We start from the raw sequence: 23,119 nt of genomic DNA on the forward strand, positions 1-23,119 counted from the left end.
CCCGGCGTCACGGGCAGGGTGTCCGCGCGCAGACGTCGACGACCTCGCCGGTGAGCAGGAAGACCGCCTTCTGTTTCTGGGCCCCGGCCTGGGCGCGGGGGAACTCGTGCGGATCGTCGCCGAACTCCGGCCCGGCCGGGGCGAGGTTGGTCGGCGGCGGCGCGTACGCCGCGCCGCTGTTCCAGATCACGATCGCCGAGCCGGTGTACGGGTAGCGGTGGATCGGCGTGATACCCCAGTACGGCCGCACGTCCAGTGACCAGCCGTCGGCGAGCGCCGGGGTGTGCAGGCGCGCGCCGATGGTGCGCGCCTGCACCTCCGCCGCAGCGGGCGAGACCTGCTGGTCACCGAAGGCCACGTGCATCAGCACCTGGTGCGCCGGGGTCCGCGGTAGCGGCCGGTCGGTCATGTGCTGGGCGTACCCGTTGGCCTCCGACCGGTCCCACAACATCTGCAGCAGCGCGAGGACCAACTGTTGGTCGACAGTGTCCGGGTAGTAGCCGTCCAGCACGGTCTGGAACGGCGCGAAGTCCACGCTGCGTTGCAGCAGTGTCGAGTAGTTCATCGCCGGTACGCCGAGCACCGACCGGGTCCAGTCCTGGGCGATGGCGGTGAGCGCCCCTCCGTTGATGCCGCCCTGGCTGTTGCCGTCGTAGTGCAGCCCGCCGCCGCGATCGATCAGCGGCCGGGCGGTGGCGTCGCGGAACGCCGGATGGGCGGCGAACCCCGCCGGGTGGATCATCGCGCGACCCAGGAAGAGGAAGTTCAGGAAGCTCTGCTGCAACCGGTCCGCCACAGCGGGGAAGACGCTGAGGTCGGTGAACGCGTTGGCCACGAAGGGAACGTCGGCAGCGGCCATGCCGATCCAACTGGTCGCGCAGAAGGTGAAGTTGTGGGTGTTCGACATCGTCCTGACGTTGCCGGCGTTGATCTCGGTTGGTCGGCCGAGCAGTCCGTGGCCGTAGAGCGAGAGGTGGGCCGGCCGCGCGGCCGAGGCGCTGCGCGGGATGTTGCAGACGAAGTCGGCCGCCACCGTCGCGCCGGACGGCGTGGGCAGGGCGTTCGGGGTGGGCGGCGTCCCGGCGCCGCCGGCCGGCCCGTAGTGCAGGCGGGAGCCGGGGCCGCCGTCGCCGGTCAGATAGGACGGTACGCCGATGGTGCCGGTCACCTGCCGGGCGATGAGCGGATCCTGCTCCGGTGAATAGTCGGTCACCTGGGTGACGGTGACCGGCGGCGCGGCCCGGCCGAGGTCGGCGAACGCGTCGTCCCGGACCGCCACCATCCGCCCGGTCAGCCCGTGCCGGCTGGCCACAGTGAAGTCCCAGGCCAGGTAGAGACTGTGCCGCGTGACGCCGGTCCGGCTCAGCTCGGCGGCGATGCGCCTCAGCTGCTGCCCCCGAGCGTCCCACTGCTTGAGGCCGGCACCGGTCAGGTACGCCGTGAACGCCTTCGGCGCCGGAATCAACGCCCCGTTGCCGTCGCGCAGGCCGCGCAACCCGACGACGTAGCGGGTGCCCTCGGTCAGCGCCACAGCCGGCCGGATGATCAGCAGTTGCCGGTCGGGCTGGCCGGCGGCGTGCGCGTCCACCTCGGCCCAGTACGGCGTGCGCTCGCCGGTCCGGGCATTGAGCAGCACGATCGGCGCGTTCGACGCCAGCGAGCGGCCGATGTCGGTGACCGGCGCGATCCCGCTCGCCACGGCGTCGAGGCCGGGTACGCGCACCAGGATCGGTGAGCCCGGACTGAACCCGTCCTGCCGGTTCCACTCCGTCGGGTCGATCGGGGTCCCCTGCACGTTGGCGGGCATCGCGGCGGCGGCGAACCGCACCCGCTTGCCGGTGGGGCTGCTCCGGTCCGGCACCGTGAAGTAGTCATTCGGGAACGGCAGCAGGCAGGCGGTCGGGTCGATCGGGTCGCAGGACGGGTGCGCGGCCGGCGCGGGAGTCGTTGGCGGTGCGGCGGGGGCCGCCGTGCCGAGCAGGACGGCGCCCGCCGTCACCAGCACGGACACGGTGAGACGGAGCCCTCTGGAGGTGGTCACACGCATCTCCTTCGACGCTGGACGGCGGATCGACGGGTGGTGTTCTTCCTACGCGTGTGAAAGAGACTCAGCAAGCGAAACACAGTCGCGGCCGGTGGTCGGGCAGCCCGATCACGCTCTGGCTGCCGGCCACCGGCCGCATCGACGACGACTAACGAAAGGTCAGTCGGTGATCACCGGCCAGGCGTAGGCGAGCAGGGCGCAGGCGGCGCCCAGAAGCGCGAGCGAGACGCCCCTCGTGGGCAGCGGCAGAGCAGCGAGCACGATCAGGATGACGGCGACAACGTAGAGAAATGCCTGGACCGACATGGTGCTCTCCTCGATCAGGGGTAACGAGCGGCTGACTTCATCCGCGGGATGCCCCCGGTCGTGATCTCGGAAACCCTCCTGCCGATCACGGTTTGGCCCACAGTGGCAGGTGCCGATCGTCCGATGCGCTACCTACGTCGGGAGAAGAAGCGCTTCGGCGCCCACCGGTCGAAAGCCCGCCGCCTGAAAGGCGCGCACGCTGCGCGCGTTGCCGGCGGCCTGCTGGGCCCAGACCGGCTGGCCGTCGGGCACCAGATGTCGGGCGGCCGTGGCCAGCGCCCGCCCCAGGCCCCGGTGGCGACGCTCGTCGTCGACCTCCACCGCCGCCTCCCAACGACCGGCCACGCCGCGGCCGAGCACGACCACCCCACCCTCGGCGGCCCAGACGCGGATGTCGTCACGGCGCCGACGTGACCTGACCTCACGAGGATGACCGGCGTCCGCCAGTTCGGTCAGCGGCAACGGAGGTGGCCCGGCAAGGCAACTCGCGACGGTCAACAGGTCGATCGTGTCCATGCAGCGCCGGGTGCGTTCGAGCAGCGCACCCAGGAAACGCGGATTCATCGTGGCCGCCAGGGAGTCGCAGTCGAGGGTGGCCAGCGTACGACGTACCCACTGGGGATCTTCGTCGGTGAACACCACCGAGTGTCCGGTGAAGGCGATGACTCCGGCGTCGCGGCGGCTCGGCTGCGACACCACAGTGGTCCCGCCGTCCGGTGGCGGGAAGTGCCCGTACGCCGCCGCTTCCAGGATCTCGGCCAAGGTGCGGTCCATGGTCATCTTCTCCCCCGGTATACGGACCAAACAGTGCTCGGACATCCTCCCGCTTGGAGTACGGCACTGTGCCGCGATGCATCGGCCCCCGCTTCGTCAGCTCCGTCGGCGCCTACGTCGCGTGGCTGCGGTACCAGATCCGAGGCCGACCGTCAGCGGTGATGTCGACGTCCGTACGCACCTGGTAGACCTGCTCTATTTGGCTGGTGGTGAGAACCTCGACGGGTGTGCCGGCCGCGACCACCCGCCCGTCGGACAGAAGCACCAGCCGGTCGCAGTACTGCGCGGCCAGATTGAGATCGTGCAGGGTCACCACGACGGTGCTGGCCGACTCGGCGAGGAACCGCAGCAGATCCAGCTGATGCCGGATGTCCAGATGGTTGGTCGGCTCGTCGAGCAGCAGCAGATCCGGTTCCTGCACCAGCGCGCGAGCCAGGTCCACCCGCTGCCGCTCACCGCCGGAGAGGCTGGACCAGCGCCGCTGCTCGAACCCGGCCAGGCCGGCGTCTGCGAGCGCGCGCCGTGCCAGGTCCAGATCCGCGGCGCCGACCCCGGCAAGGCGTGGCCGGTACGGGGTCCGGCCCAGCAGAACCACCTCCAGTGCGGACATCTCCACGTCGGTGGCCACCTGTTGGGTGACCACCGCGATCCGACGAGCCAACGCACGCCGGGGTATCGCGTCCACCGCGACGCCGTCGAGCAGCACCCGCCCGGACTCCGGCCGCGCCAGCCCGGCCAGTAGCCGCAGCAGGGTCGACTTGCCGGAGCCGTTCGGCCCGAGCAGCCCGACAGTGGCACCCGGTTCGGCGGTGAGCGCCACCCCGGCCAGGATCCGTACGCCGGCCACGCCCCACCCGATCCCGTCCGCTTCCAGCCGCGCCGGCGACGCTCCCGCCAGGGAAGGGTCACCGCCCAGTCCCCGGCCGGTGGTGCCCGGCGCGATCACGGCGTACCCGTCCGGCGTCGCATGACCAGCGCGAACACCGGCACCCCGAGCAGCGCGGTGAGCACGCCCACCGGCAGTTCCTGTGGTGAGAAGACGGTCCGCGCCACGGTGTCCGCCCAGATCAGGAAGATCGCGCCGATCACCGCGCAGGCGGGCAGCAACGTGCGATGCCGGGAGCCGAACAGGAACCGCACGGCGTGTGGCACTGTCAACCCGACGAAACCGATGGCGCCGCTCGCCGCGACCAGCGCGGCTGCCATCAGAGCGGTGACGGTGAACAGCAGCAGCCGGGTGCGCCCGGGAGAGAAGCCGAGCGAGCGGGCGGTATCGGTGCCGAACGCGAATGCGTCCAGCGCCGTCGCACTGGTCCAGCACACCAGCAGGCCGACGCCGACAACCACCGCGCTCAGCGTCACCGACGACCAGGAGGCCGCCGTCAGCGAGCCGAGCAACCAGAACGTCACGCTACGGGTGTCCTGGGTGTGCGCGTCGGAGATCACGATCAGACTGGTCACCGCGCTGAAGAGCTGTGAGACGGCCACCCCGGCGAGAACGATCCGGGTCGGCTCGCCGGCCCGCCGGCCGGCCAGCAGCAGCACCGCGCCGAACGCGGCCATGCTGCCGACGAACGCGCCGGTGGTCAGGTCGACCGGGCCGGCGCCGATCCGGATGCCGAGTACCAGCACCGCCACCGCTCCGGTGGAGGCGCCGGACGAGACACCGAGCAGGAACGGATCGGCCAGCGGGTTACGCGTGAGCGCCTGTAGGACGGCCCCGCACACCGCCAGACCGGCACCGACCAACGCGGCCAACAGCACCCGGGGCAACCGGAGATCCCACACGATGCTGTCCGGCAACGGCGGTAGGGGCTGCACCGGGAGGCCCACATGGCTGGCCACCGCGCGCAGGACGCTGTCGACCGGCAGATCGGCCGAGCCCACGCTGACCGCCGCCGCGATGGTGGCCAGTAGCAGGAGCAGGGCCAACGGAAGGACGTACCGACCGTTTCTCGAGATGCCGGGAGGGGGTGGCGACTCCCGCCGGCCGCTCGCCGAGACTGGGGATCGTGCGACTCGCGGGTTCATCGGCGGGCGAACACCACGTAGTCGTCCAGGTACTGCCAGACGGTGCCGACCTCGGCGAACCCTGCCGTGCGAAGGGCAGCCAGGTGGAATTCCAGTGACGCTGGGGCCTGCGGCGGCCGGTCGGCGAACCGCAGTTCCCGCTGGGCCGCCAGCCCGGCCAGTTCCGGGTGTCGGGCCGCCTCGGCGTACCAGGCGGAGTAGGTGAGCGCTCCGGCAGCGAATGTCTCCTGCTGCACCTGCGCATCGTGTCGAGCGGCGATGTCACGCAGGGTGGGCGCCGATTCGTCGTATCGGAGGTGGTCGGCGTTGAGCAGCACACCACCGGCGGGCAGCAGCCGCGCCACTGTGGTGTAGACCCGCAGCAGTTGCTCCGGCGACAGCCAGTGCAGTGCCGTCGAGGTGAGCACGGCGTCGATCCGCCGTCCGGTCAGAGCGTGCTCCCAGCCGTCGGCCACCAGGTCGACGTCGTGGACCTCGACCCGTGCGCTGTACCGGTTCACAGCACGCCGCGCGACCGCCAGCAGGATCGGGTCGTAGTCGACAGCGACGGCGGTGGCACGGGGGAACTGGGCCAGCATCCGGTCGCTGATCGCACCGGGGCCGCAGGCCAGATCGAGGATCGCGGGGTCGTCCGGGCAGTGCAGCCGCAGCACGTCGGCCATCACGTCGAACCGCAGGTCGCGGTGGGCCACGTAGGCGGACTGCTGGTCGTTCCAGAGTTCGAGCAGACGGCGGGCGGCCGACTGGTCCAGCGCGGCGACCTCGGCGCCGGCCGGCGGAGTCATCGGGCGCTCCCGTGCAGGTTGGCGCCGACCAGTTCCGCCGCCTGGACGCTGCGGATCGACGGGTCCATCGACGAGCCGGGCACTGTGACGAACCGTCCGGCGACCACCGCGTCCAGCTTCGATGTCACCGGGTTGCGGCGCAGGAAGTCGATCTTCGATTGGGCACTGTCGCCGTCGCCGCCCCTGGTCAGATCGGCCACCACGATCACCTCCGGGTTGCGTTTGGCGATCTCCTCCCAATTGCCGGCCGGCCACTTCTGGCTGGCATCGGTGAACGTGTTGCGGGCTCCCAGCAGCGAGCTGATCGCGTCTGGAACCCCGCCGTGCCCGGCCACATACGGGGTGCTCGTTCCGGAGTAGTACCAGAGCAGTGACGGGCCGGCGCTCGGCACGGCCGTCGGCGCCGCACCTCGAGCGGCGGCCAACCGACTCTGCTGGTCGTGGATCAGCTTGTCGGCCCGCTCCGGGACGCCGAAGACGCCGGCGATGTCGCGGATCTCGTCGAAGATCCCGTCGAAGGTGACCGTCTGGGTGGCGTCCGCCGGTTTCTCGCAGGCGAACTCGGAGAGGTACGCCGGCACGCCGAGCGTCGCCAGGTCAGCGCGCGAGCCGGCGGCGTCCGGAGCGTACGCGGAGGTGTAGGTCGAGTAGACGAAGTCCGGATTCGCCGCCCGGACCGCCTCTCGTGAGGGGTAGAGCTTGGCCAGCACCGGCACCTTCTCGTACGCGGGGCGCAGGTCGGGCAGCACCGGGTCGGTCTGGTAGCTGGTGCCGACCATCCGATCGGCGAGACCGAGGCTGAGCATGATCTCGGTGGCGTTCTGTTCGAGTGCGATCGCGCGCTGGGGTGGCGCGGTGACGCTGACCGGCAATCCGCAGTTTGTCAGCTGGACCGGGGTGGCCAGGTGGCCCTGCGCGGCCGGCGCGGCGGCTCCCCCGTCGGAGCAGCCGGCCGCGGCCAGTACCAGGCACAGACCCACCTTAATGAAAACGGTTTTCATGGGCAGGAACATATCAACAGCGCCTCGGTGGCCTGGCCGGCGGGGGTGCGGTGCGCCAGCCGGCGGACGCGTGCCCGCATCCGCTCAGGCCGACGCGGTCGAGGGTGTGACCCGGAACCTCGGTCACACCCTCGACGCACTCATCACCATGGCGGGGCACCGCTGACGGGCCCCGTTCACGACCCCGGAAGGGTCAGCAGCCGATCCGGCTGGACCCCAGCGCGACGTCGTCGTACCAGAGGGTGTCGGCTCCGCCGCCGTAGCTCTCCCAGCCCAGTTTCAGGTCGGTGAGCTGCGGCCGCCAGGTGCGGTTGTGCCACTGGCCGTCGATGTCGTGCGTCGGTACGCCGTCCGCGGTCAGCCCAGGGATGGCGGTGCCGTCCACCCAGGTACGCAGCTGACCGGCCGCGCCGTCCACCATGAACTCCACACAGGTCCACCGGTTGGTGGGCAACGGCAGGCTCTGCGCCACCCCGGCCGGGCTCTGCTCGGGCAGGGTCGCGTCGTCGGAGGCGCGGTTCCACTGCAGGGCGCCGTTCTGGCCACCCAACCGCAGGTCCTTGCTGCCATCGGCGGCGTCGGCCATCGCCATCATCGTGGTGTGTTCGGTGGGCTGGGCGGTGGTGTGCCGGACCCAGATGCGGCCGTACCGGACGTTGCCCACGCTGCCGAGGTTCTTCGTGGACCTGATGAAGACGTGGTTGCAGTACCCGGCGGCGCCGCTGATCCGAACCGACCGGCTGCCGCTGTGCGTGGTCGCCGTGTCGATGGTGGCGGTACCGGCGCCGGAACAGTCCGGGCTCACCACGGCCCAGTCACCGGACGGCGTCGACCCGGTCTGGCCCTCGAAGCCGTCGCAGAGCACCGCGCCGGCACACCCGGTCGGCGGCTCGGTGGTGGGCGGCGGGGTGGTCGGCGGAGGTGTCGTCGGCGGCGGGGTAGTGGGCGGAGGTGTCGTCGGCGGCGGGGTGGTGGGCGGCGGCGTGGCGCCGTTGCACGGTACGCCGTTCAGGCTGAACCCGGTCGGCGCGCCACCACTGGAGCCGTACGTGCCCTGCAACCCGAACTCGGTGGAGCCGCCGGCCGGGATGCCGCCGTTGTACGACGCGTTGCGGGCGGTCACCGTCGATCCGGACTGGCTGACCGTGGCGTTCCAGCCGCTGGTGACCCGCTCGTCCCCGGCGTATGTCCAGGTGACGGTCCAGCTGGAGACGGCCGCGTCCCCCGGGGAGACCTTGACGGTGGCGGTGAATCCGCCGGGCCACTGGTTGGGCGTGTAGTCGACCCGGCAACCCTGGGCGGCCGCGGCCGGGCCGCTGAGTAGTGCCGCTCCGGTGGTGGTCGCGGCGGCGGCCAGCGCGGCGGCGACCACCAGGGTCGCGGCGGGGCGGGCGCGGAAAATCGTCATGAAGGGTCCTTCTGCCATCGAGCTGGGCGGAGACGGCACGGCGGCGCGTCCTGGACGGACGCGGCGCGACAACGTGCCCTGGATGTGGCGCGGCGGTGCGCCACAGCGAGCGGTCGTGCGTACGACCAAAGTGCCCGGCTCGGGGGTGGACCTGTCAGCCGCCAACGGCCCGGTTCACCCGGACCCCGGCGGCGCCCATCCTCAATCTATTGACGATTGCCGATCGAATCAAGCGTCGGTGACCCCTGACTGCCGCGCCGATCTTGCAGTTTCAGTAGCCGATATGGGCGGGATGTCACTTATGCCGGGACAGTAAGTGCAAGATCGCGGAGCAGGGGCCGGTTTTCGGGGCCGTGTCGATCCGCGGGTTGCCCGTTCGACGTGGGGATGCTGGGACCGGGAGGCGGCCCCGTCGGATGAGGAGGACGCGATGTCGAAGTAAATGTTGATCATGCGGGGCACCGATGAGACGAATGCGGCCATGATGGCCAACATCGACGAGATGATGGCCACCACCCGCCAGTTCATCGAGGACATGATGAAGGCAGACGTTCTCGTCGCGGCCGAAGGGCTGGACGATCCGCGCCAGGGCGTCGTTGTCGACTTCGGTGGCGAGGCACCGGTGGTCACCGACGGTCCGTACGGCGAGACCAGGGAGCTGTTCGGGGGCTACTTCCTGCTCGATGTCGCCACGAAACAGGAGGCGGTCGAGTGGGCCGAGCGGGTCCCGGCGGTCCGCGGGTCCAAGATCGAGGTCCGGCGGGTGGCCGAGGCCGACGAGGTCCCGCAGGGTGGCGAAAGCGACGGCCAGATCTGATGGGTACGGCCGACGTCGAGGCCGTCTGGCGGATCGAGTCGGCGCGGATCGTGGCCGCGCTGACCCGGTTCACCGGTGACTTCGGGCTGGCCGAGGACGCCGCCCAGGAGGCGGTGGCCGAGGCGCCGGTGTCCTGGCCGCGTGCCTCTCCGGCCAATCCGGCCGGGTGGCTGATGGCCACCGCCCGGCGGCGGGCGATCGACGCGATCCGCCGCCGGGTCGCCCTCCAGGAGCGATACGCACTGTTGGCGGCCGATCCCGCGCTCGTTCAGGAGATCGACCCCGACCGGATCGACGACGACGTGCTGGCGCTGATGTTCGTCAGCTGCCACCCGGTGCTCTCCCGCGAGGCGCGGGTGGCGCTGACCCTGCGGGTGGTCGGCGGCCTGTCCACCGAGGAGATCGCCCGTGCGTTTCTGGTGCCGGTGCCGACCGTGCAGGCCCGCATCACCCGGGGCAAGAAGGCGATTGCGGCGGCCCAGGTGCCGTTCGAGCTACCGCCGGCCGGTGAGCGCCGGGAGCGGCTGGGCGGTGTGCTCAGCGTTCTCTACGTGATCTTCACAGAGGGGTCGACGGCCACGTCGGGCGACCGGCTGCTGCGCACCGACGTGGCGTACGAGGCGATCCGGCTGGCCCGCACACTTGCCGCGCTCCAGCCGAACGAGCCGGAGGTGCACGGCCTGCTCGCCCTGTGCGAGCTGACTGCCGCGCGCTTCCCGGCCCGGACCGACCCCGACGGCGCCCCGATCCTCCTCGCGGACCAGGATCGCCGGTTGTGGGACTTCCCGGCGATCCGCCGTGGGCTGGGCGCGCTGGCCAGGGCATCGCAGCGCGGCCTCGGCCCCTACGGTCTACAGGCCGCGATCGCGGCCACGCACGCGTCGGCACCCTCGGTCGAGGAGACCGACTGGGCCCGGATCGTCCGGCTCTACGAGAGGCTCGGCCGGGTCGCGCCCTCGCCGGTGGTCGAACTCAACCGGGCCGTCGCCGTCGCCATGGCCTCGGGTCCGGCGCCGGCCCTGGCCATCGTGGACGAGTTGGTCGCCTCGAACCGGCTCCCCGGGTCGCACCTCGTCCCGACCGTACGCGGCGAGCTGCTGACCCGCCTCGGCCGGCTTGCGGAGGCGCGCACCGAGCTGGAACTCGCCGCCCGGCTCTGCGCCAATCAGCGCGAACGCTCGGTGCTGCTCGGCAAGGCGGCGCGCTGAGCAACCTGGGGTGGGTGGCCCGTTACACCTCGTCCGACCCCGACGTGGCCGTGCAGCTCGTCTTCGGCGACGCGACCGTACCCGAGGACTCGGTCATCAGCCCGCGGGTGGACGACGTGGACGGCGCCTATGCCGAGGCGCAGCGGCTCGGTCAGGAGATCGTGCACCCGCTCACCACCGAGCCGTACGGCATGCGACGGTTCTTCGTCCGCGACCCGGACGGCAACGTCGTCAACGTGGCGGCGCACCGCTCCTGAGGCGATCGGGACAATCCCGAGGGATTGACCCTTACCGACGCCCGATGTTAACTGCATATCAACGATGTGGATCGATGTTCATCCGGTTGGTTCGAGCCTGCCTGGTGACACCGCTCCGCGTCGTCTCGCCATCGCCCTCGTTTCGGCGGACGCGGGCACACCGGGCACTTCCTCACAAGGAGCCCTGCATGCGCAGACGCGCCATCAGCACGCTCGCCGCCGCCGTCGTCACCGGACTCACCCTCGCCGCCGGTGCGGCGACGGTCACCTCGACCCCGGCCGAGGCCGCACCGCTGGGCAAGGTCCTGGTCTTCTCCAAGACCGCCGGCTTCCGGCACACCTCCATCGCCAACGGCATCGTCGCCATCCAGCAGCTCGGCGCGGCGAACGGCTTCACCGTCAACGCCACCGAGGACGCGACGACCTTCACGACCGCCAACCTCGCCCAGTACCAGGCGGTGGTCTTCCTCAGCACCACCGGCGACGTGCTCGACGCCGGCCAGCAGGGCGCGTTCGAGGCGTACCTGGCTTCCGGCGGCGGTTTCGTCGGAGTGCACGCCGCCGCCGACACCGAGTACGACTGGCAGTGGTACGGCGGACTGGTCGGCGGGTACTTCGCCTCGCACCCGGCCACCCAGCAGGCGACAGTGCGGGTCGAGGACCGAGCCAACGCCTCGACCGCGCACCTGCCGTCGACCTGGACCCGCACCGACGAGTGGTACAACTACCGGACCAACCCCCGCTCGGCGGTCAAGGTGCTGGCCAACCTCGACGAGTCGTCGTACACCGGTGGGTCGATGGGTGGTGACCACCCGATCACCTGGTGCCACAGCTATGGCGGCGGACGCTCCTGGTACACCGGCCTCGGCCACACCGAGCAGAGCTACGCCGACCCGAACTTCACCCGCATGCTGCTGGGCGGCATTCGGGTGGCGGCCGGGGCGGTGGCGGCCGACTGCCGGCCGGAGCCCGGCTACACCCCGCTGTTCGACGGCACCCAGGCCAGCCTCGGGCAGTGGCGGCAGGCGGGGCCGGGCGGCTTCACACTGGCCGACGGCACCCTCACGTCGAACGGTGGCATGGGGTTGCTCTGGTACCCGGTACGTACCTTCGCCAACTACTCGCTCAAGGTCGACTGGATGATGCCGGGCGACGACAACGGTGGGGTCTTCATCGGGTTCCCCGATCCGCAGGGCGATCCGTGGGGCCCGGTCGCCGCCGGTCACGAGATCCAGATCGACGCCACCGACGGCGACCCGACGCGCACCACCGGCAGTGTCTACAGCTTCCAGGCACCCAACCAGGCCGCCCGCGCGACAGCGCTCAACCCACCCGGCTCCTGGAACACCTACGAGATCGGCGTGCACGGCCAGCGGGTCGAGATCTGGCTCAACGGCCTCAAGATCAACGATTACGTCAGCAGCCGGACCATCGCCAACGGCTACATCGGGTTGCAGAACGACGGCGCCGGAATGGACATCAACTACCGCAACGTGCGGATCAAGACCGACGGCCCGAGTGAGCCGCCCGCCACCGACCTGGCCCAGGGCCGCCCGGTGACGGCTTCCAGCGTCGAGCCGGGCAGCGCGCACGCCGCGGCCAACGCCGTGGACGGCACCACGACCACCCGCTGGGGCAGCGCGTACGTCGACCCGCAGTGGATCACCGTCGACCTGGGGGCCTCGTACGCGATCAACCGGGTGCGGCTGGCCTGGGAGACGGCCCACGCGCGGGCGTACCAGGTCCAGGTGTCGCCGGACAACGTCACCTGGACGCCGGTGCACACCACGACCACCGGCGACGGTGGCGTCGACGACCTCACTGTCACCGGCACCGGCCGTTATCTGCGGGTGTACGGCACCCAACGCGCCACCCAGTGGGGCTACTCGCTGTGGGACCTCAACGTCTACGGCAGCGCCGCCGGCGGCACAGTGCTCTCCCGGGGCAAGCCCGTCACCGCGTCCAGCGTCGAGCCGGGCAGCGCGCACGCGGCGGCCAACGCCGTGGACGGCACCACGACCACCCGTTGGGGCAGCGCGTACGCCGACCCGCAGTGGATCTCGGTGGACCTCGGCGCGTCCCGCACCCTCGACCGGGTCCGGCTGACCTGGGAGGCGGCGTACGCGCGGGCCTACCAGATCCAGGTCTCCCCGGACAACGTCACCTGGACGCCGGTGCACACCACGACCACCGGCGACGGTGGCGTGGACGACATCGCCCTCTCGGCCACCGGTCGCTACCTGCGCGTGCAGGGCACCCAGCGCGCCCTGCCCGCGTACGGCTACTCGCTCTGGGAGCTGGAGGTGCACGGCCGCTGACCGCGGGCCGGACTACGCCCTAGCGCAGCTCCACGATCCTGGCGCGGGTGTTGGCTGGGGCCTCCGGGTGCCCGCGCTCGACGTCGGCCCGGACGTCAGCAACGGTCTTGCCGGCCAGCTCCCGCCGCCAGGCCAGGTCGGCGCCACGCATGGCCTGGGCGAACGCGCAGGACTGTCGATAGTCGACGCCCGCGTGCTCGCCCGGGCCCTTGCGGAGGATCTGGTCGCACTGGAACAGCTCCTCCGGGCCCTCGATCGCGGCCACTATGTCCAGCAGGGAGACCTCCGCCGGGGCGCGGGCGAGCTGAAAGCCCCCGCGCGGCCCCGAGGTCGACGTCAGGATTCCGGCTCGGGCCAGGGCCTGGAGCTGTTTGTTCAGGTACGCCGGCGGCAGCTCGTAGAAGGCGGCGAGGGTGCTGGTCGGCACCGGGGCGTCCAGCCAACTCAGGTTGAGGCACGTGTGGAGGGCCCATTCGACGCCCTGACTCATCCGCATGATCCTGGACTCTACCTGTCCAGAATTTGGGACGTCGGATGTGATCGCTGGCGTCGCTGATTCTGGACATCTAGTGTCTAGGAATCGTTGAACGACGAAGGAGTCGAAAAATGACTGTGGTACGCGCGGCCCAGGCCGAGGTTCTCGACAGCGATCCGGCCAGCGTGATCACGCTGCTCCTCGACCCCGAGCACACCGGCGGCGCCCTGACCAGCAACCGCACAGTGCTCAAGCACGGCACTGACGGTGCGCCGCCGCACCTGCACACCCACTCCGGCGAGTTCTTCTTCGTGCTCGACGGCGCCCTGGAGATACTCGTCAACGACGAACTGCGCACCCTGCATCGGGGAGACGTGCTCTTCGTCCCGCCGAACACCCCACATGCCTTCGCCCCCGCCGACGGCCGGGACGCCGACTTCCTCGTCGTGATCACCCCCGGCAAGCCCCGGTTCGACTACTACCGACTGCTCGACAAGGTGCACCGGGGCGAAGCCACCTGGCAGGACGTCGCCGAGACCCAGGACCGTTACGACAACCACTACGTGGACAGCCCCTTGTGGGCCGGCCGACGAGGCTGACCGACGCGACCTGTTCGTGCAGAGGCTGCCCCGTCGGCGCGGGTGATCCGCACCGACGGGGCAACGACTGTCGGACTGGCGCTACCTCTTGGCGATCCTGATCGTCGCGCTGCGGTAGTTGTTGCGCCTGTCGTTCTTCGTCGGGTCGTAGTTCTTCTCGATGTTGCCGGCGCTGTCGACCGAGAACCAGCGGAACGTCGTCGTCTCGGTCACGTGGAACACCTGCCCCGGCTCACGGAACTCGGTCGCCGCGTAGCGGGGCGATTCGAGCGTGGGCCGGCTGCCGTCGGTCGTGTAGTAGATGGTGGCCGGCTCGCTGGTCTCGAAGTGCACGTCGACAGGCCCGGAGTAGCGCCCCGCGCCCGGGACCAACCGGGACGTCGGGTCCTTCTTGTCCCTGCCCCAGTCCGCCGCGACCCGGAACATCTCCATGATCCCGTTGGCGTACTCCATGGTCTCGGCGTGGCCACTGACGAGCTCGGGGTTTCCGTCCCACTCCGGCTGGAACGAACCGCCCTGCCAGTCACCGGTGGCCGGGTTGTAGACGGAGCCGCCGACCTCCCAGCCGAACGCGTAGATCCCGTAGGTGTGGTACAGGTCCTCGCGTACGTTGCCCGCCGAGGAGTAGAGGACGTCGGACGAGCCGCCGACGTTCTCCGGCGTGACGACGGTTTCCCGGTGCGCCTTGACCTGCGACAGGATCCGGGCGGCGGACTGCCAGTAGAACGCCTCGTCACCCAGTGGCGGACGCGGCGTGGTGATCCGGCCGTCAGCGATGTAGGCGCCGGGCTGCCAGAAGAGCTGGCCACCGTTGGAGTGCACCGACATCATGAACTTGATGTTCTTGTACTTCTCGACCAGCCAGATGATGTTCTTCGACTCGGGCTCGGACAGTTCCTCCGGCCCCTGGTAGGTGCCACTGACACAGTTGGTCGACCCTCCCGCGTAGCCGTCGTGGCCCGAGCCGACCCGATAGTTCCGGTTCAGGTCGACGCCCCAGGAGTTCCGCTGAGCCGGATCGGCACTCGCGTCCGGGCAGTGGTTCGTCATGTTCTTACGCTGGGAGGCGAAGTTGTAGAAGCTGTAGTTCGCCCCGTCGGGGTTGTTGGACAGGATGAAGAAGACGTCGGTGTTCTCGACGATCTTCTTCGTCTCCCGGTCGGACCGGTAGTTGTGCACCAGACGCTCGGCCGACTCGAGGCTGGTCGTCGCCGGCACCCACTCGCGGGCGTGGTCCTGCGCCTGGATGAGCACACCGGGCTTCTTACCGTCACGGTGCTTGCCGATCCGCAGGACCGGGATCGTCGCGGGGCCTCGCGGCACCTCGCCCTCCGGTGCTCCGACGCGCTTCTGGTCGAGGAAGTCGGTCAGCGCGACCGGGCCGGCCGTCGGAGCGACGATGCCGGTGCCCTCGTTGGTGCGGTACGGGTGCGCCCGGTCGATGAGCCCCGCGGAGCGGCTCCGCAGCGCCTCGGCCACCTCGGCGGCCGTGCTCGTCGGTGCGCCCGAGACGTCAGTGGCGAGCAGGACACGGACCGCCTTGCCGGTGACCTCCACCGCCAGCGGGAGATCCGGCTCGGGCCGGTCCACGAAATCCACAGTGACGTCGTTGCCGCCCTGGTGACCCCATGCGGCCGAGGAGACGACGACCGCAGCCTGCCCCGCGCCGCCGATCTGGGCCTGCGCCTTGCGTTGGTACCCGTTCGTCTGGTTCGGCAGGTAGACGATCTCGGCGATGTCCGGGTACTGACGGGCGATCTCCTTGGCGCGGCTGTAGAGCTGCTGCGGGTGCCGGTAGCCGTCCACGAAGTCCGACTTGTAGGACGGGTTCGCCGTCAGCGGCGGCGGGGCGTCCTCCAGCCAGTTGGAGACGGCACCGGTCGCGACGCCACCGGTGGAACTCGTCAGCTTGATCGTGTTGGGGCGTACGTCGAGCTTGAAGAGGTTCCGGTGGAACATGTACTGCCCGGAGTCGACGAACCGGCTCATCGTCCGGGCGAAGCCGAACGGCGTGCCCTTCCCCGAGTCGTTCTCCAGCTGCATCCCGACGATCGGGTCCGCCTGTTGCCCCTCGGTGGTCCGCGCCTCGACGTAGAGGAAGCCCTGACCCTTCGTGGTGAACCAGTCGGCGCGGACGACGCGTACCGTCGCGTCGTGGCTCGCCGGCTGGGCCGCCCGCGCGCTGGCCGCGCCGATGCCGAGGCCGCCGTCGGCCTCGTCGCTCCAGGCGAAGCCGGCGCTCTCGCCGAGCACCTCGACGCCCATCGCCGTCAGTTCGGTGACCTGCTCGGCGGTAACCACCGCTTCGCCCTCGATGCCGTTCGGCACGCGCCGGAGGCCGTGTTCGAGGTCGAAGCCGGCCGCTGCCACAGTGTCCAGCATGTCGGCGCCGGTCAGCCTGATGTGTACGAGGCGTACCGACTCCCGATCCTCAGGCTGGGATCGGCTGGCGGCGGCCGATGGCCCCGTGGGATCCGCGCCCGCAGGGCCGGTCGTCACGAGGATGCTGCCCACCAGGGTGGACAGCGCGAGCAGCGCGATGCGCCGTTGTGATCGCCGCATTCCCCCTCCTTCTGCCTACGACGGGTGATTGCCGGCGGACCGGTCCGGTGAGCGTATGTGCGTTAGCGGCTGCAGTGGTTCACGTCGATCGAATTTGAGCATTCCTTGAGGCGACCGTCGCCGACTCCGCGCCGCCGCGTCAGTAACCTCGGCGGCCTCTCCCCCGGCCGAGGGAGCGCCTCCCCATCTGTCGGGGAGGAGAGCTGATCCGCAGCCGGCGATCGTAGGTCCATGGCTGTCGTTGAGATACCGACCCGTGCCAGACCGTGGGCGCTGGCGTGTGCCGTGTTCGTCGTTGCCGCGGTGACTCAGCGGCTCTACTGGATCGCGGGTGGCCGGTGGGGGTACACCGCGTGCGACCGCACCGATCTGGTCGACCCGGCGGGCGGGTGCGGTGCGGACCAGGTCGTGGCGTTGCCGCTCTGGTCGGGGTGGGGCGCGGTGGGAGTCGGCGTCGCCCTCGCGGTGGTGCTCGGGTGCACGGTCCGGTTCCCCGGCCGCTGGGCCACCGCCGGCAGCTGGGCCGCCGCCGCGCTGCTCCTGGTGGCCGCGTTCCCGCTGCACCTGCTCTTCGAGATCCCGGCGGCGCTCGCGGGACGGCCCTCGGACTGGCGTGACCTCGGAGCCCGGCTCCTGCTGGTGGCCGGTGGCGTCCTGTTCGCCGGGCTCGCGAACGCATCCGGGCCCCGGCGCGGACCGGCCGCCGTCGGCTACCGGCCGGTGCCGCGGTGGACGCGCCGCTGGGCGTACGTCGCCGTGGCGCTGCCAGTGGTCGGCTGGGCCGTGCCCCACGCGCTGTGGGTGCTCGGCGTTCCGGTCGGCATCTCCGAGCGGGAACTGAACGACATCGAGCGGAACCTCTCCACGGCGACGGGTTTGGCGATCACGCTCGTCCCGCCGCTGGCCGGACTGCTCGTTCTCGGGCTGGTGCGGCGGTGGGGGCAGCAGTTTCCGCGCTGGGTGCCGGGACTGCACGATCGACAGGTCCCCCGACCGCTGGCGGTGATCCCGGCCGGCGTGGTGGCGCTCACGCTGGTCACCTACGGCGTGCTGAGCATCGCTGTGCTCGTCGGCCGACTGCTCACAGGTGACACGCGCTGGTCCGACGTGTGGGACGGGTGGGCCGTCACCGCCACGCTGCTGGTCTTCCTCGGCTGGGGAGTGTCGTTGGCCGTCACCACCACCGGTTACGCCCTGGCCACCTCGACCGACGCCGCCATGACCGCCTCCCAGGATCGGAGCGTCCATGAACCACGCTGACTCCGCCCGCATCGCAGCCACCGCCCCGCCGACCTGGGCGATCTGGGCCGCCTACGCCGTCCCGCTCTGCGTTCTGCCGTCCGCGCTCTGGCGACTGTCGTTGGTGTTCAGCGACGATGGCACCACGCACTGGTACATGGTCTTCCTGTCCGCGCTGTCGATGGGACTGGCCCTGTTGACACTCGGGCTGGTGCACCGGTGGGGACAGCGAGTTCCGCACTGGGTACCCGGCGTCGGAGGCCGTGCCATCCCGGCGCGTCCGGTCGTGCGCATCGCGCTGACCGGCGGCTGGTTGCTCGTCGCCATCTGCGTGTACTTCCTCCTCAACCAGAGGTTCCATGTCGTGCAGAGCATCTGGGTAGGCATCGGTGAGGACGAACCGGTGCACCCGACTCCCGGTTGGGAGGTGCTCCGCTACTACGCCCCAATGCTCGCGTGGGGCCCGCTCGTCATCGCCGTGGCCGCCGACTACCGCCGGCGTGCAGCCAATTTTCGACGACTGGAGAAGCCATGAGGATCCGCAGCACGAGGCGACCACCGAGCGCACCATCGTGTGCGGCGGCGATGGCGGCGGCACCACCTGCGGAGACAGCGCTTTCTTCGTGGGGTGGCTCACCCTCGCGACCGCCTACCGGGACAAGGATTTCGGCCAGTGGCTCGCCTCTGACGACCGGTACGCCGATGAGATCCTGACCCGGCCCGTCCTGGAGTTGAGCTGAGCAGCGCCGCGACAAGCCCTCGTCGCGTACTCCTTCCCGGTCAGAACGTGGCGATCGGGTTGACCGGGCTGCCGGACGTGCCGGCGAAGCGGACGGGTGCGACCGCCAGGTGGAAGTCCCACTGGGCGAGTTCGGCAGCCGCTGTCGCGCAGGCCTCCAGGTCGCAGTTGTCGAGCATCCACAGGCCCATCGCGACGAGGCTCACGGCGTGGACCGGCATCAACACGTCGTCGTACCCCGACGGCTGAACGTCCTGTGGTGTGTCGGCGCCGATCAGCGCGACTCCCCGTTCGTGCAGCCACGGCAGGCAGGACGCGTGCCAGCCGGCCTGCGTGAAACCGCTGGCCGCGCCGTTCTCGTGCCGGAACCGCCCGTAGCCGGTCCGCAGGAGTACCGCGTCGCCGGGTCGCACCCGCACACCCTGGCGACGCTCGGCCTCCTCGAGATCGTCGGGAAACACGCCCTGCCCCGGTTCCAGCCACCGCACACCCCGGGCCGACGCGACGTCCAGCAGGACACCACGCGTGACGATCCCGTTCGCGGCTGCCGTGACGGCCGCCCACGCTGAGCCCGTCGCGGCGTCGACAAACGAGTGCGACCGCCCGTTGTACATAGTGCCGTCCCAGTAGAGGTGGCACGGCGAGTCGAGGTGGGTGAGGGTGTTGCCGTGGAACGAGATGCCGATCCGCTCGGACGAGAAGCCCCAGCGCCGGTCGGCGTGGAAGGCGGGCGGCATGTTCTCGGCACCCGGCATGTCGGCGGTGCACGGGCACGTCGTCGTCGACCGCTCCATGTCTCCCGGTGCGGAGACCTCCCACGCGCAGGACACGCTTCTGCCGTGTCGTACGGCCCGCGCCGCCGCCAGCCGGACATCGTCGGTGATGTGGTTCAGCGTGCCGCGTTCGTCGTCATCGCCCCACCGCCCCCAGTTGGACAGCGTGTCGAAGTACCCGAGCACCTCGTCCTGGGTCGGCATCGGTCGTCCTGCCGTCATGTCAGCATCGACTCCTCGTGTCACGCGGTGTCGAGGCACCGCAGGTCAGGGTATTCCGCCGCATGATCGACGGACGACCGCAGGCAGCGCAGGTGCGCTGCCGTCGCCGTTCTACTCACTGAACTCGGTCACGGAGAGCGCCTCGTCCAGCCGGCCGGCGGTCAGATCGTCGTGGCGGATGACGAAACTGCCGTAGTAGAACCCGTCGGCCAGCGGAAAACGGGCGAGCGACACCCACTCGCTCGTCAGCCGGTGCTTCTCCTGCTCCACCTGGGAATACCACTGCGCCACCGGGACGACGATCTCACCGGCCTTCTCCCGCCCGGCTAGGGTCTGCTCCGCGATATTCCTCATCACCTCGTCGTCGGCATACCCGCCGATATCGGCGCTGGCGAGCCCTTCATCGGGCGGCCAGAGGCCGTCGGCCAACGCGCGGAGCTCCTCCAGGTGCGGCAGGTCACGCTTCAGGTCATGGGCCAGCTGCTGCTGGAAGGGCGACAGGTCGTCCTCGTCCTCATCGTCGTGCGTGGCGATCCATGGGGGCAGCTCCGCGCCCAGCGTGGCGTGGAGGTCGTACTGCTCGCCGACGAAGTTGGGGATGCTGGGTTCTTCCGCCACCTCGGTTGCGGTGTCGGCCGGCACGTACACGACTCGGGCGTACCTCCGGTCGCCGGTGCCACCGGCGAGGTGGTCCTCCTCGTGGGCCAGGAAGAAGAGCAGCGACCCATCTGCCGGCAGGCCGAAGCCGTCGACTCTCGGCGGCGCCGCGCAGTCGACGGAGAAGATGAACGGCAACGGGCTGGCTCCGGCGGTCGGCCAGTCGGTGCCCACCGGCAGTCGGGGCAAGCCACCGAACTGCCCGACCGGGGCACCGCCGGAACCCCCGCCCAACCGGATCGACAGACGCAGCTGTTCGGTGAACCTGCCGATCTCGTCGTCCGGGATGCCCGCCGCGAGCGCGGCACGGCGGAGCTGGCCTTGATGATCCATGGCCCAGCATGATGCCATCAAGCTACGACGAGAGGATGCTGGGCGGCCGGATGGCTCGATGGTCAGAGACCCTGACCCACCTCGACCAGGTAGCCGTCCGGGTCGCGCAGGTAGCAGCGGATCTCCGTTCCGTGGTCCTTCGGCTCGGTGAGGAAGTCCGCGCCCCGGGACTTCCACTCCTCGTAGAGTTTCCGAATGTCCCGGACCCGGACGTTCATCGCGCAGCTCAGGGTGTTGGAGTCGGCTGGCGCTTTGGCCTGCACCGTCGGCTTGTCGTCCGTCGGACCGCCCTCGACGTTGATGATGATGTAACTGTTGAAGAACTTCATGATCAGTGGGCTGCTCTCGTGGACGCAGGTCGCCCCGAACACCCGCTCGTAGTACTCCCGCGACCGCGCCAGATCGCGAACGATCAGCAAGGTTGCGAGGAACATGCCGTCCTCGGGCTCGAAGTAGTCGGGTGCCGGGTTGGCCAACGCCATGACCGTCCTCCTGTCGTCGCCCGTTCAGCGCGAGAAGTCGGGCGGTGTCGTATCCCCCGCAGATGGTGGCGAAAACGCCACCGCGGCGGGTGGTGTCCCGACTGACCCGACAGGTGCCGACCCGGCCGGGGGATGGCATATCGCTCTGGCGAGGGAGGCCGGGTGCCCGTGGCGGTGCGATGGTGAGGCCAGGACCGGTGGCCGCTGTGGCCGAGCGGGTTGGGGTGACGATGACGCAGCAAGCTGTGCGGGTGGCCCGGATGTTCGACGGCGAACGGCTCGTGGACGGTGGGGTGCTGGTCCTGGTTGACCAGGGGCGCGTCGCCGAGGTGCACCGGGGTAACGCCGAGGTGCCGGAAGGCTGGCCGGTGCGCGAGGAACCGAACGGCACGCTGCTGCCCGGTCTGGTCGACGCGCACGTGCACCTGTGCGCCGACGCCGGGTCCGACGCGCTCGGCCGGCTCGCTGATCGTCCCGAGTCAGACCTCGACGGGGTCGTCGAGGCGTCGCTACGTACGCAGCTGGTGGCGGGCGTCACGACGGTCCGGGACCTGGGCGACCGACGTGACGCGGTGCTGCGGTGGCGGGATCGGCGGGTGCGGGACGACCTACCAACGGTGGTGGGGTCGGGCGCACCGCTCACCAGCGTCGGCGGGCACTGCTGGTCGCTGGGGGGTGAGGCGAGCGGTGTCGACGGGGTCCGCGAGGCCGTACGCCTGCGGGCGGCGGCCGGAGCAGACCTGGTGAAGGTCATGGCCAGCGGCGGGGTGTTCACCCCGGGCACCGACACCACGAGGCCGCAGTTCACCGATGAGGAACTGGCCGCCGCACTGACACAGGCCCACAAGCTGGGTCTGCCGGTGACCGCGCACGCGCACGCGCTCAGCGCGGTCGAGCAGGCGCTGCGCGTCGGCGTGGACGGCATCGAGCACTGCACCTGCGTGACCGCGGCCGGCGCCCGTGTTCCCGCTGAGCTCGCGGACCGGCTGGCCGCGTCGGGGGTGGCGGTCTGTGCCACGCTCGGCACCGACCCGGCAGTGGTCACGCCACCTGAGGTGGTGGAGATGGCGGCACGGGCCGGGCTCAGTGAGGCCGCGCTGCGCGACGGCGTCGCCACACTGCACCGGGCCGGGGTCCGCCTGGTCGCCGGTTCGGACGCGGGCCTCGGGCCCGCGAAGCCGCACGGGATCCTGCCCGAGACGCTGGTCGAGTACGTGGCCTGCGGCATTCCCGCCACGGTCGCTCTCACCGCGGCGACCTCGGTCGGAGCCGAGGTGTGTGGCCTGGGGCGACGCAAGGGCCGCGTCCACCCCGGGTTCGACGCCGATCTGCTGATCGTTCACGGCGACCCGACGAGCGACATCACTGTGCTGCGCCGCCCGCTCGCTGTGTACCTCGCCGGTGACCTCGTGAGATAAGGGGCGTCGCCGGGTCAGGACGAGCGGAGCTGCTCGCGGACCCAGGCCCGGTCGGGGTTCACGACGGCCTGGTCGCCGAGCACGACGGTGGGCACTGTCTCGTTGCCGCCGGCCACCGCCCGGACGGCGGCGGCAGCGGCCGGGTCGTTCCAGATGTCGACCCAGTGCGCCCGCTGGGCGAGCCGGCCGAGGGAGAACCGGAGCCGCAGGCAGTAGTGACAGCCGGGACGCCAGTACACGATCGGCCGGCCGTCCACCGCGCTGGCCCGTTGCGCCTCGGCGGCGCCCATCGAGCGGGGGAAGGCCCACGGCGACAGCAGCAGCGCCAACGCCAGGAAGACCAGCAACTCGACGCCGCCGACGACAGGCAGACCGTCGGCCAGTTGCGTCACCGCCACCAGCACGCCGAACGCCGCCATCAGGATCGCCAGAACCCACCGTCGCAGCACGCCGAGGACCCTACCTCCAGGTACGCGATGGCCGCTTTTCCGGCCAGGTGGGCGGCCACAACACCTTGACAGGTATCGATGTTAACGCCAACATGAACTCCGCCACCTGATTGCAACGCCACAGTCACATTCCCAGCCCTTCGCGCCTCTCCCCCGGTCCTGCCCGACGTCGCCGCGCGGCGACGACCGGATCGGCTACGGGATCGCCGCGGTCGTACCGGT

Annotated in this window: 23 protein-coding genes; 9 read left to right on the forward strand and 14 right to left on the reverse strand. The window is 70.6% G+C overall.

Features of this window, described 5'->3' with window-relative positions; translation table 11 throughout:
• Positions 1-7 precede the first annotated feature (7 nt).
• From OHB44_RS21265 to OHB44_RS21300, 8 genes are all read right to left on the reverse strand, one after another.
• Positions 8-2,041 (reverse strand): hypothetical protein, encoded by a 2,034-nt coding sequence (locus OHB44_RS21265; RefSeq protein ID WP_330437981.1) that lies wholly within the window; start codon positions 2,039-2,041, stop codon positions 8-10.
• Positions 2,042-2,203: 162 nt separating this feature from the next.
• Entirely contained in the window at positions 2,204-2,350 is a 147-nt protein-coding gene (locus OHB44_RS21270) for a hypothetical protein (protein WP_167337290.1), read from the reverse strand.
• A gap of 132 nt (positions 2,351-2,482) precedes the next feature.
• Positions 2,483-3,124, reverse strand: coding sequence for a GNAT family N-acetyltransferase (locus tag OHB44_RS21275; RefSeq protein WP_266301984.1), 642 nt, complete (start codon positions 3,122-3,124; stop codon positions 2,483-2,485).
• A gap of 112 nt (positions 3,125-3,236) precedes the next feature.
• Complete coding sequence (locus tag OHB44_RS21280) at positions 3,237-4,070, reverse strand: ABC transporter ATP-binding protein (protein WP_330437983.1); 834 nt, start codon at positions 4,068-4,070, stop codon at positions 3,237-3,239.
• Positions 4,067-5,056: a FecCD family ABC transporter permease gene (locus OHB44_RS21285; RefSeq protein ID WP_330437984.1), complete on the reverse strand. Its 990-nt coding sequence runs from the start codon at positions 5,054-5,056 to the stop codon at positions 4,067-4,069. The genes OHB44_RS21280 and OHB44_RS21285 overlap by 4 nt, the downstream gene beginning before the upstream one ends.
• A 95-nt stretch (positions 5,057-5,151) precedes the next feature.
• On the reverse strand, positions 5,152-5,940 hold the full coding sequence (locus OHB44_RS21290; RefSeq protein ID WP_330437985.1) for a class I SAM-dependent methyltransferase: 789 nt from the start codon (positions 5,938-5,940) through the stop codon (positions 5,152-5,154).
• Positions 5,937-6,941: an ABC transporter substrate-binding protein gene (locus tag OHB44_RS21295; protein WP_330437986.1), complete on the reverse strand. Its 1,005-nt coding sequence runs from the start codon at positions 6,939-6,941 to the stop codon at positions 5,937-5,939. Before OHB44_RS21295 ends, OHB44_RS21290 begins: the two co-directional genes overlap by 4 nt.
• 193 nt (positions 6,942-7,134) lie before the next feature.
• Positions 7,135-8,349 carry a cellulose-binding domain-containing protein gene (locus tag OHB44_RS21300; protein WP_330437987.1) on the reverse strand — a complete coding sequence of 405 codons (1,215 nt, stop codon included), beginning with the start codon at positions 8,347-8,349 and terminating at the stop codon, positions 7,135-7,137.
• A 451-nt stretch (positions 8,350-8,800) separates the two neighbouring features.
• Between OHB44_RS21300 and OHB44_RS21305 the strand changes: the two genes are divergently transcribed.
• The 4 genes from OHB44_RS21305 (at position 8,801) to OHB44_RS21320 (ending at position 12,949) form a co-directional block, all read left to right on the forward strand.
• Positions 8,801-9,166 (forward strand): YciI family protein, encoded by a 366-nt coding sequence (locus tag OHB44_RS21305; protein ID WP_330437988.1) that lies wholly within the window; start codon positions 8,801-8,803, stop codon positions 9,164-9,166.
• Positions 9,166-10,374: an RNA polymerase sigma factor gene (locus OHB44_RS21310; RefSeq protein WP_330437989.1), complete on the forward strand. Its 1,209-nt coding sequence runs from the start codon at positions 9,166-9,168 to the stop codon at positions 10,372-10,374. The genes OHB44_RS21305 and OHB44_RS21310 overlap by 1 nt, the downstream gene beginning before the upstream one ends.
• A gap of 14 nt (positions 10,375-10,388) precedes the next feature.
• Positions 10,389-10,631 carry a VOC family protein gene (locus OHB44_RS21315; RefSeq protein WP_330437990.1) on the forward strand — a complete coding sequence of 81 codons (243 nt, stop codon included), beginning with the start codon at positions 10,389-10,391 and terminating at the stop codon, positions 10,629-10,631.
• A 188-nt stretch (positions 10,632-10,819) separates the two neighbouring features.
• Positions 10,820-12,949, forward strand: coding sequence for a ThuA domain-containing protein (locus OHB44_RS21320; protein ID WP_330437991.1), 2,130 nt, complete (start codon positions 10,820-10,822; stop codon positions 12,947-12,949).
• Positions 12,950-12,968: 19 nt separating this feature from the next.
• Here OHB44_RS21320 and OHB44_RS21325 read toward each other — a convergent pair whose 3' ends face one another.
• A complete protein-coding gene (locus tag OHB44_RS21325; protein ID WP_330437992.1) occupies positions 12,969-13,445 on the reverse strand; it encodes an RrF2 family transcriptional regulator in 477 nt (158 codons plus the stop codon).
• A 110-nt stretch (positions 13,446-13,555) separates the two neighbouring features.
• Between OHB44_RS21325 and OHB44_RS21330 the strand changes: the two genes are divergently transcribed.
• Positions 13,556-14,023: a cupin domain-containing protein gene (locus tag OHB44_RS21330; protein WP_238684064.1), complete on the forward strand. Its 468-nt coding sequence runs from the start codon at positions 13,556-13,558 to the stop codon at positions 14,021-14,023.
• Positions 14,024-14,104: 81 nt separating this feature from the next.
• Here OHB44_RS21330 and OHB44_RS21335 read toward each other — a convergent pair whose 3' ends face one another.
• Positions 14,105-16,585, reverse strand: a complete 2,481-nt coding sequence (locus OHB44_RS21335) for a M14 family zinc carboxypeptidase (RefSeq protein ID WP_330437993.1) — start codon at positions 16,583-16,585, stop codon at positions 14,105-14,107.
• 231 nt (positions 16,586-16,816) lie between these two features.
• On the opposite strand from OHB44_RS21335, the gene OHB44_RS21340 reads away from it, so the two are divergent.
• Genes OHB44_RS21340 through OHB44_RS21350 form a run of 3 tightly spaced genes read left to right on the forward strand, consistent with a single transcriptional unit; the run spans position 16,817 to position 18,564 of the window.
• A complete protein-coding gene (locus OHB44_RS21340; RefSeq protein WP_238684066.1) occupies positions 16,817-17,845 on the forward strand; it encodes a hypothetical protein in 1,029 nt (342 codons plus the stop codon).
• The gene (locus OHB44_RS21345; RefSeq protein WP_330437994.1) at positions 17,832-18,359 is read left to right on the forward strand and encodes a hypothetical protein; all 528 of its coding nucleotides are present in this window, start codon (positions 17,832-17,834) and stop codon (positions 18,357-18,359) included. The genes OHB44_RS21340 and OHB44_RS21345 overlap by 14 nt, the downstream gene beginning before the upstream one ends.
• Complete coding sequence (locus OHB44_RS21350; protein WP_330437995.1) at positions 18,325-18,564, forward strand: hypothetical protein; 240 nt, start codon at positions 18,325-18,327, stop codon at positions 18,562-18,564. The genes OHB44_RS21345 and OHB44_RS21350 overlap by 35 nt, the downstream gene beginning before the upstream one ends.
• 40 nt (positions 18,565-18,604) lie before the next feature.
• On the opposite strand, the gene OHB44_RS21355 is transcribed toward OHB44_RS21350, so the two are convergent.
• From OHB44_RS21355 to OHB44_RS21365, 3 genes are all read right to left on the reverse strand, one after another.
• On the reverse strand, positions 18,605-19,558 hold the full coding sequence (locus OHB44_RS21355; RefSeq protein ID WP_330437996.1) for a cyclase family protein: 954 nt from the start codon (positions 19,556-19,558) through the stop codon (positions 18,605-18,607).
• Between the two features lie 111 nt (positions 19,559-19,669).
• Positions 19,670-20,548 carry a DUF1963 domain-containing protein gene (locus OHB44_RS21360; RefSeq protein WP_330437997.1) on the reverse strand — a complete coding sequence of 293 codons (879 nt, stop codon included), beginning with the start codon at positions 20,546-20,548 and terminating at the stop codon, positions 19,670-19,672.
• Between the two features lie 62 nt (positions 20,549-20,610).
• Positions 20,611-21,030, reverse strand: a complete 420-nt coding sequence (locus OHB44_RS21365; RefSeq protein ID WP_112583511.1) for a VOC family protein — start codon at positions 21,028-21,030, stop codon at positions 20,611-20,613.
• A 230-nt stretch (positions 21,031-21,260) separates the two neighbouring features.
• Between OHB44_RS21365 and OHB44_RS21370 the strand changes: the two genes are divergently transcribed.
• Positions 21,261-22,448 carry a metal-dependent hydrolase family protein gene (locus tag OHB44_RS21370; RefSeq protein WP_330437998.1) on the forward strand — a complete coding sequence of 396 codons (1,188 nt, stop codon included), beginning with the start codon at positions 21,261-21,263 and terminating at the stop codon, positions 22,446-22,448.
• 14 nt (positions 22,449-22,462) lie between these two features.
• On the opposite strand, the gene OHB44_RS21375 is transcribed toward OHB44_RS21370, so the two are convergent.
• Positions 22,463-22,897, reverse strand: a complete 435-nt coding sequence (locus OHB44_RS21375; RefSeq protein WP_238684072.1) for a glutaredoxin domain-containing protein — start codon at positions 22,895-22,897, stop codon at positions 22,463-22,465.
• Positions 22,898-23,119 lie beyond the last annotated feature (222 nt).

The organism is Micromonospora sp. NBC_00821 (assembly GCF_036347035.1).
Classification (GTDB): Bacteria; Actinomycetota; Actinomycetes; order Mycobacteriales; family Micromonosporaceae; genus Micromonospora; species Micromonospora hortensis.

What these genes read in the sequence shown, in the direction of transcription:
- OHB44_RS21270 (WP_167337290.1), bottom strand. Translation starts at nt 2,350, where the DNA reads ATGTCGGTCCAGGCATTTCTCTACGTTGTCGCCGTCATCCTGATCGTG.
- OHB44_RS21275 (WP_266301984.1), bottom strand. Translation starts at nt 3,124, where the DNA reads ATGGACCGCACCTTGGCCGAGATCCTGGAAGCGGCGGCGTACGGGCAC.
- OHB44_RS21290 (WP_330437985.1), bottom strand. Translation starts at nt 5,940, where the DNA reads ATGACTCCGCCGGCCGGCGCCGAGGTCGCCGCGCTGGACCAGTCGGCC.
- OHB44_RS21295 (WP_330437986.1), bottom strand. Translation starts at nt 6,941, where the DNA reads ATGAAAACCGTTTTCATTAAGGTGGGTCTGTGCCTGGTACTGGCCGCG.
- OHB44_RS21300 (WP_330437987.1), bottom strand. Translation starts at nt 8,349, where the DNA reads ATGACGATTTTCCGCGCCCGCCCCGCCGCGACCCTGGTGGTCGCCGCC.
- OHB44_RS21305 (WP_330437988.1), top strand. Translation starts at nt 8,801, where the DNA reads ATGCGGGGCACCGATGAGACGAATGCGGCCATGATGGCCAACATCGAC.
- OHB44_RS21310 (WP_330437989.1), top strand. Translation starts at nt 9,166, where the DNA reads ATGGGTACGGCCGACGTCGAGGCCGTCTGGCGGATCGAGTCGGCGCGG.
- OHB44_RS21320 (WP_330437991.1), top strand. Translation starts at nt 10,820, where the DNA reads ATGCGCAGACGCGCCATCAGCACGCTCGCCGCCGCCGTCGTCACCGGA.
- OHB44_RS21325 (WP_330437992.1), bottom strand. Translation starts at nt 13,445, where the DNA reads ATGCGGATGAGTCAGGGCGTCGAATGGGCCCTCCACACGTGCCTCAAC.
- OHB44_RS21330 (WP_238684064.1), top strand. Translation starts at nt 13,556, where the DNA reads ATGACTGTGGTACGCGCGGCCCAGGCCGAGGTTCTCGACAGCGATCCG.
- OHB44_RS21335 (WP_330437993.1), bottom strand. Translation starts at nt 16,585, where the DNA reads ATGCGGCGATCACAACGGCGCATCGCGCTGCTCGCGCTGTCCACCCTG.
- OHB44_RS21340 (WP_238684066.1), top strand. Translation starts at nt 16,817, where the DNA reads ATGGCTGTCGTTGAGATACCGACCCGTGCCAGACCGTGGGCGCTGGCG.
- OHB44_RS21345 (WP_330437994.1), top strand. Translation starts at nt 17,832, where the DNA reads ATGAACCACGCTGACTCCGCCCGCATCGCAGCCACCGCCCCGCCGACC.
- OHB44_RS21355 (WP_330437996.1), bottom strand. Translation starts at nt 19,558, where the DNA reads ATGACGGCAGGACGACCGATGCCGACCCAGGACGAGGTGCTCGGGTAC.
- OHB44_RS21360 (WP_330437997.1), bottom strand. Translation starts at nt 20,548, where the DNA reads ATGGATCATCAAGGCCAGCTCCGCCGTGCCGCGCTCGCGGCGGGCATC.
- OHB44_RS21365 (WP_112583511.1), bottom strand. Translation starts at nt 21,030, where the DNA reads ATGGCGTTGGCCAACCCGGCACCCGACTACTTCGAGCCCGAGGACGGC.
- OHB44_RS21370 (WP_330437998.1), top strand. Translation starts at nt 21,261, where the DNA reads ATGACGCAGCAAGCTGTGCGGGTGGCCCGGATGTTCGACGGCGAACGG.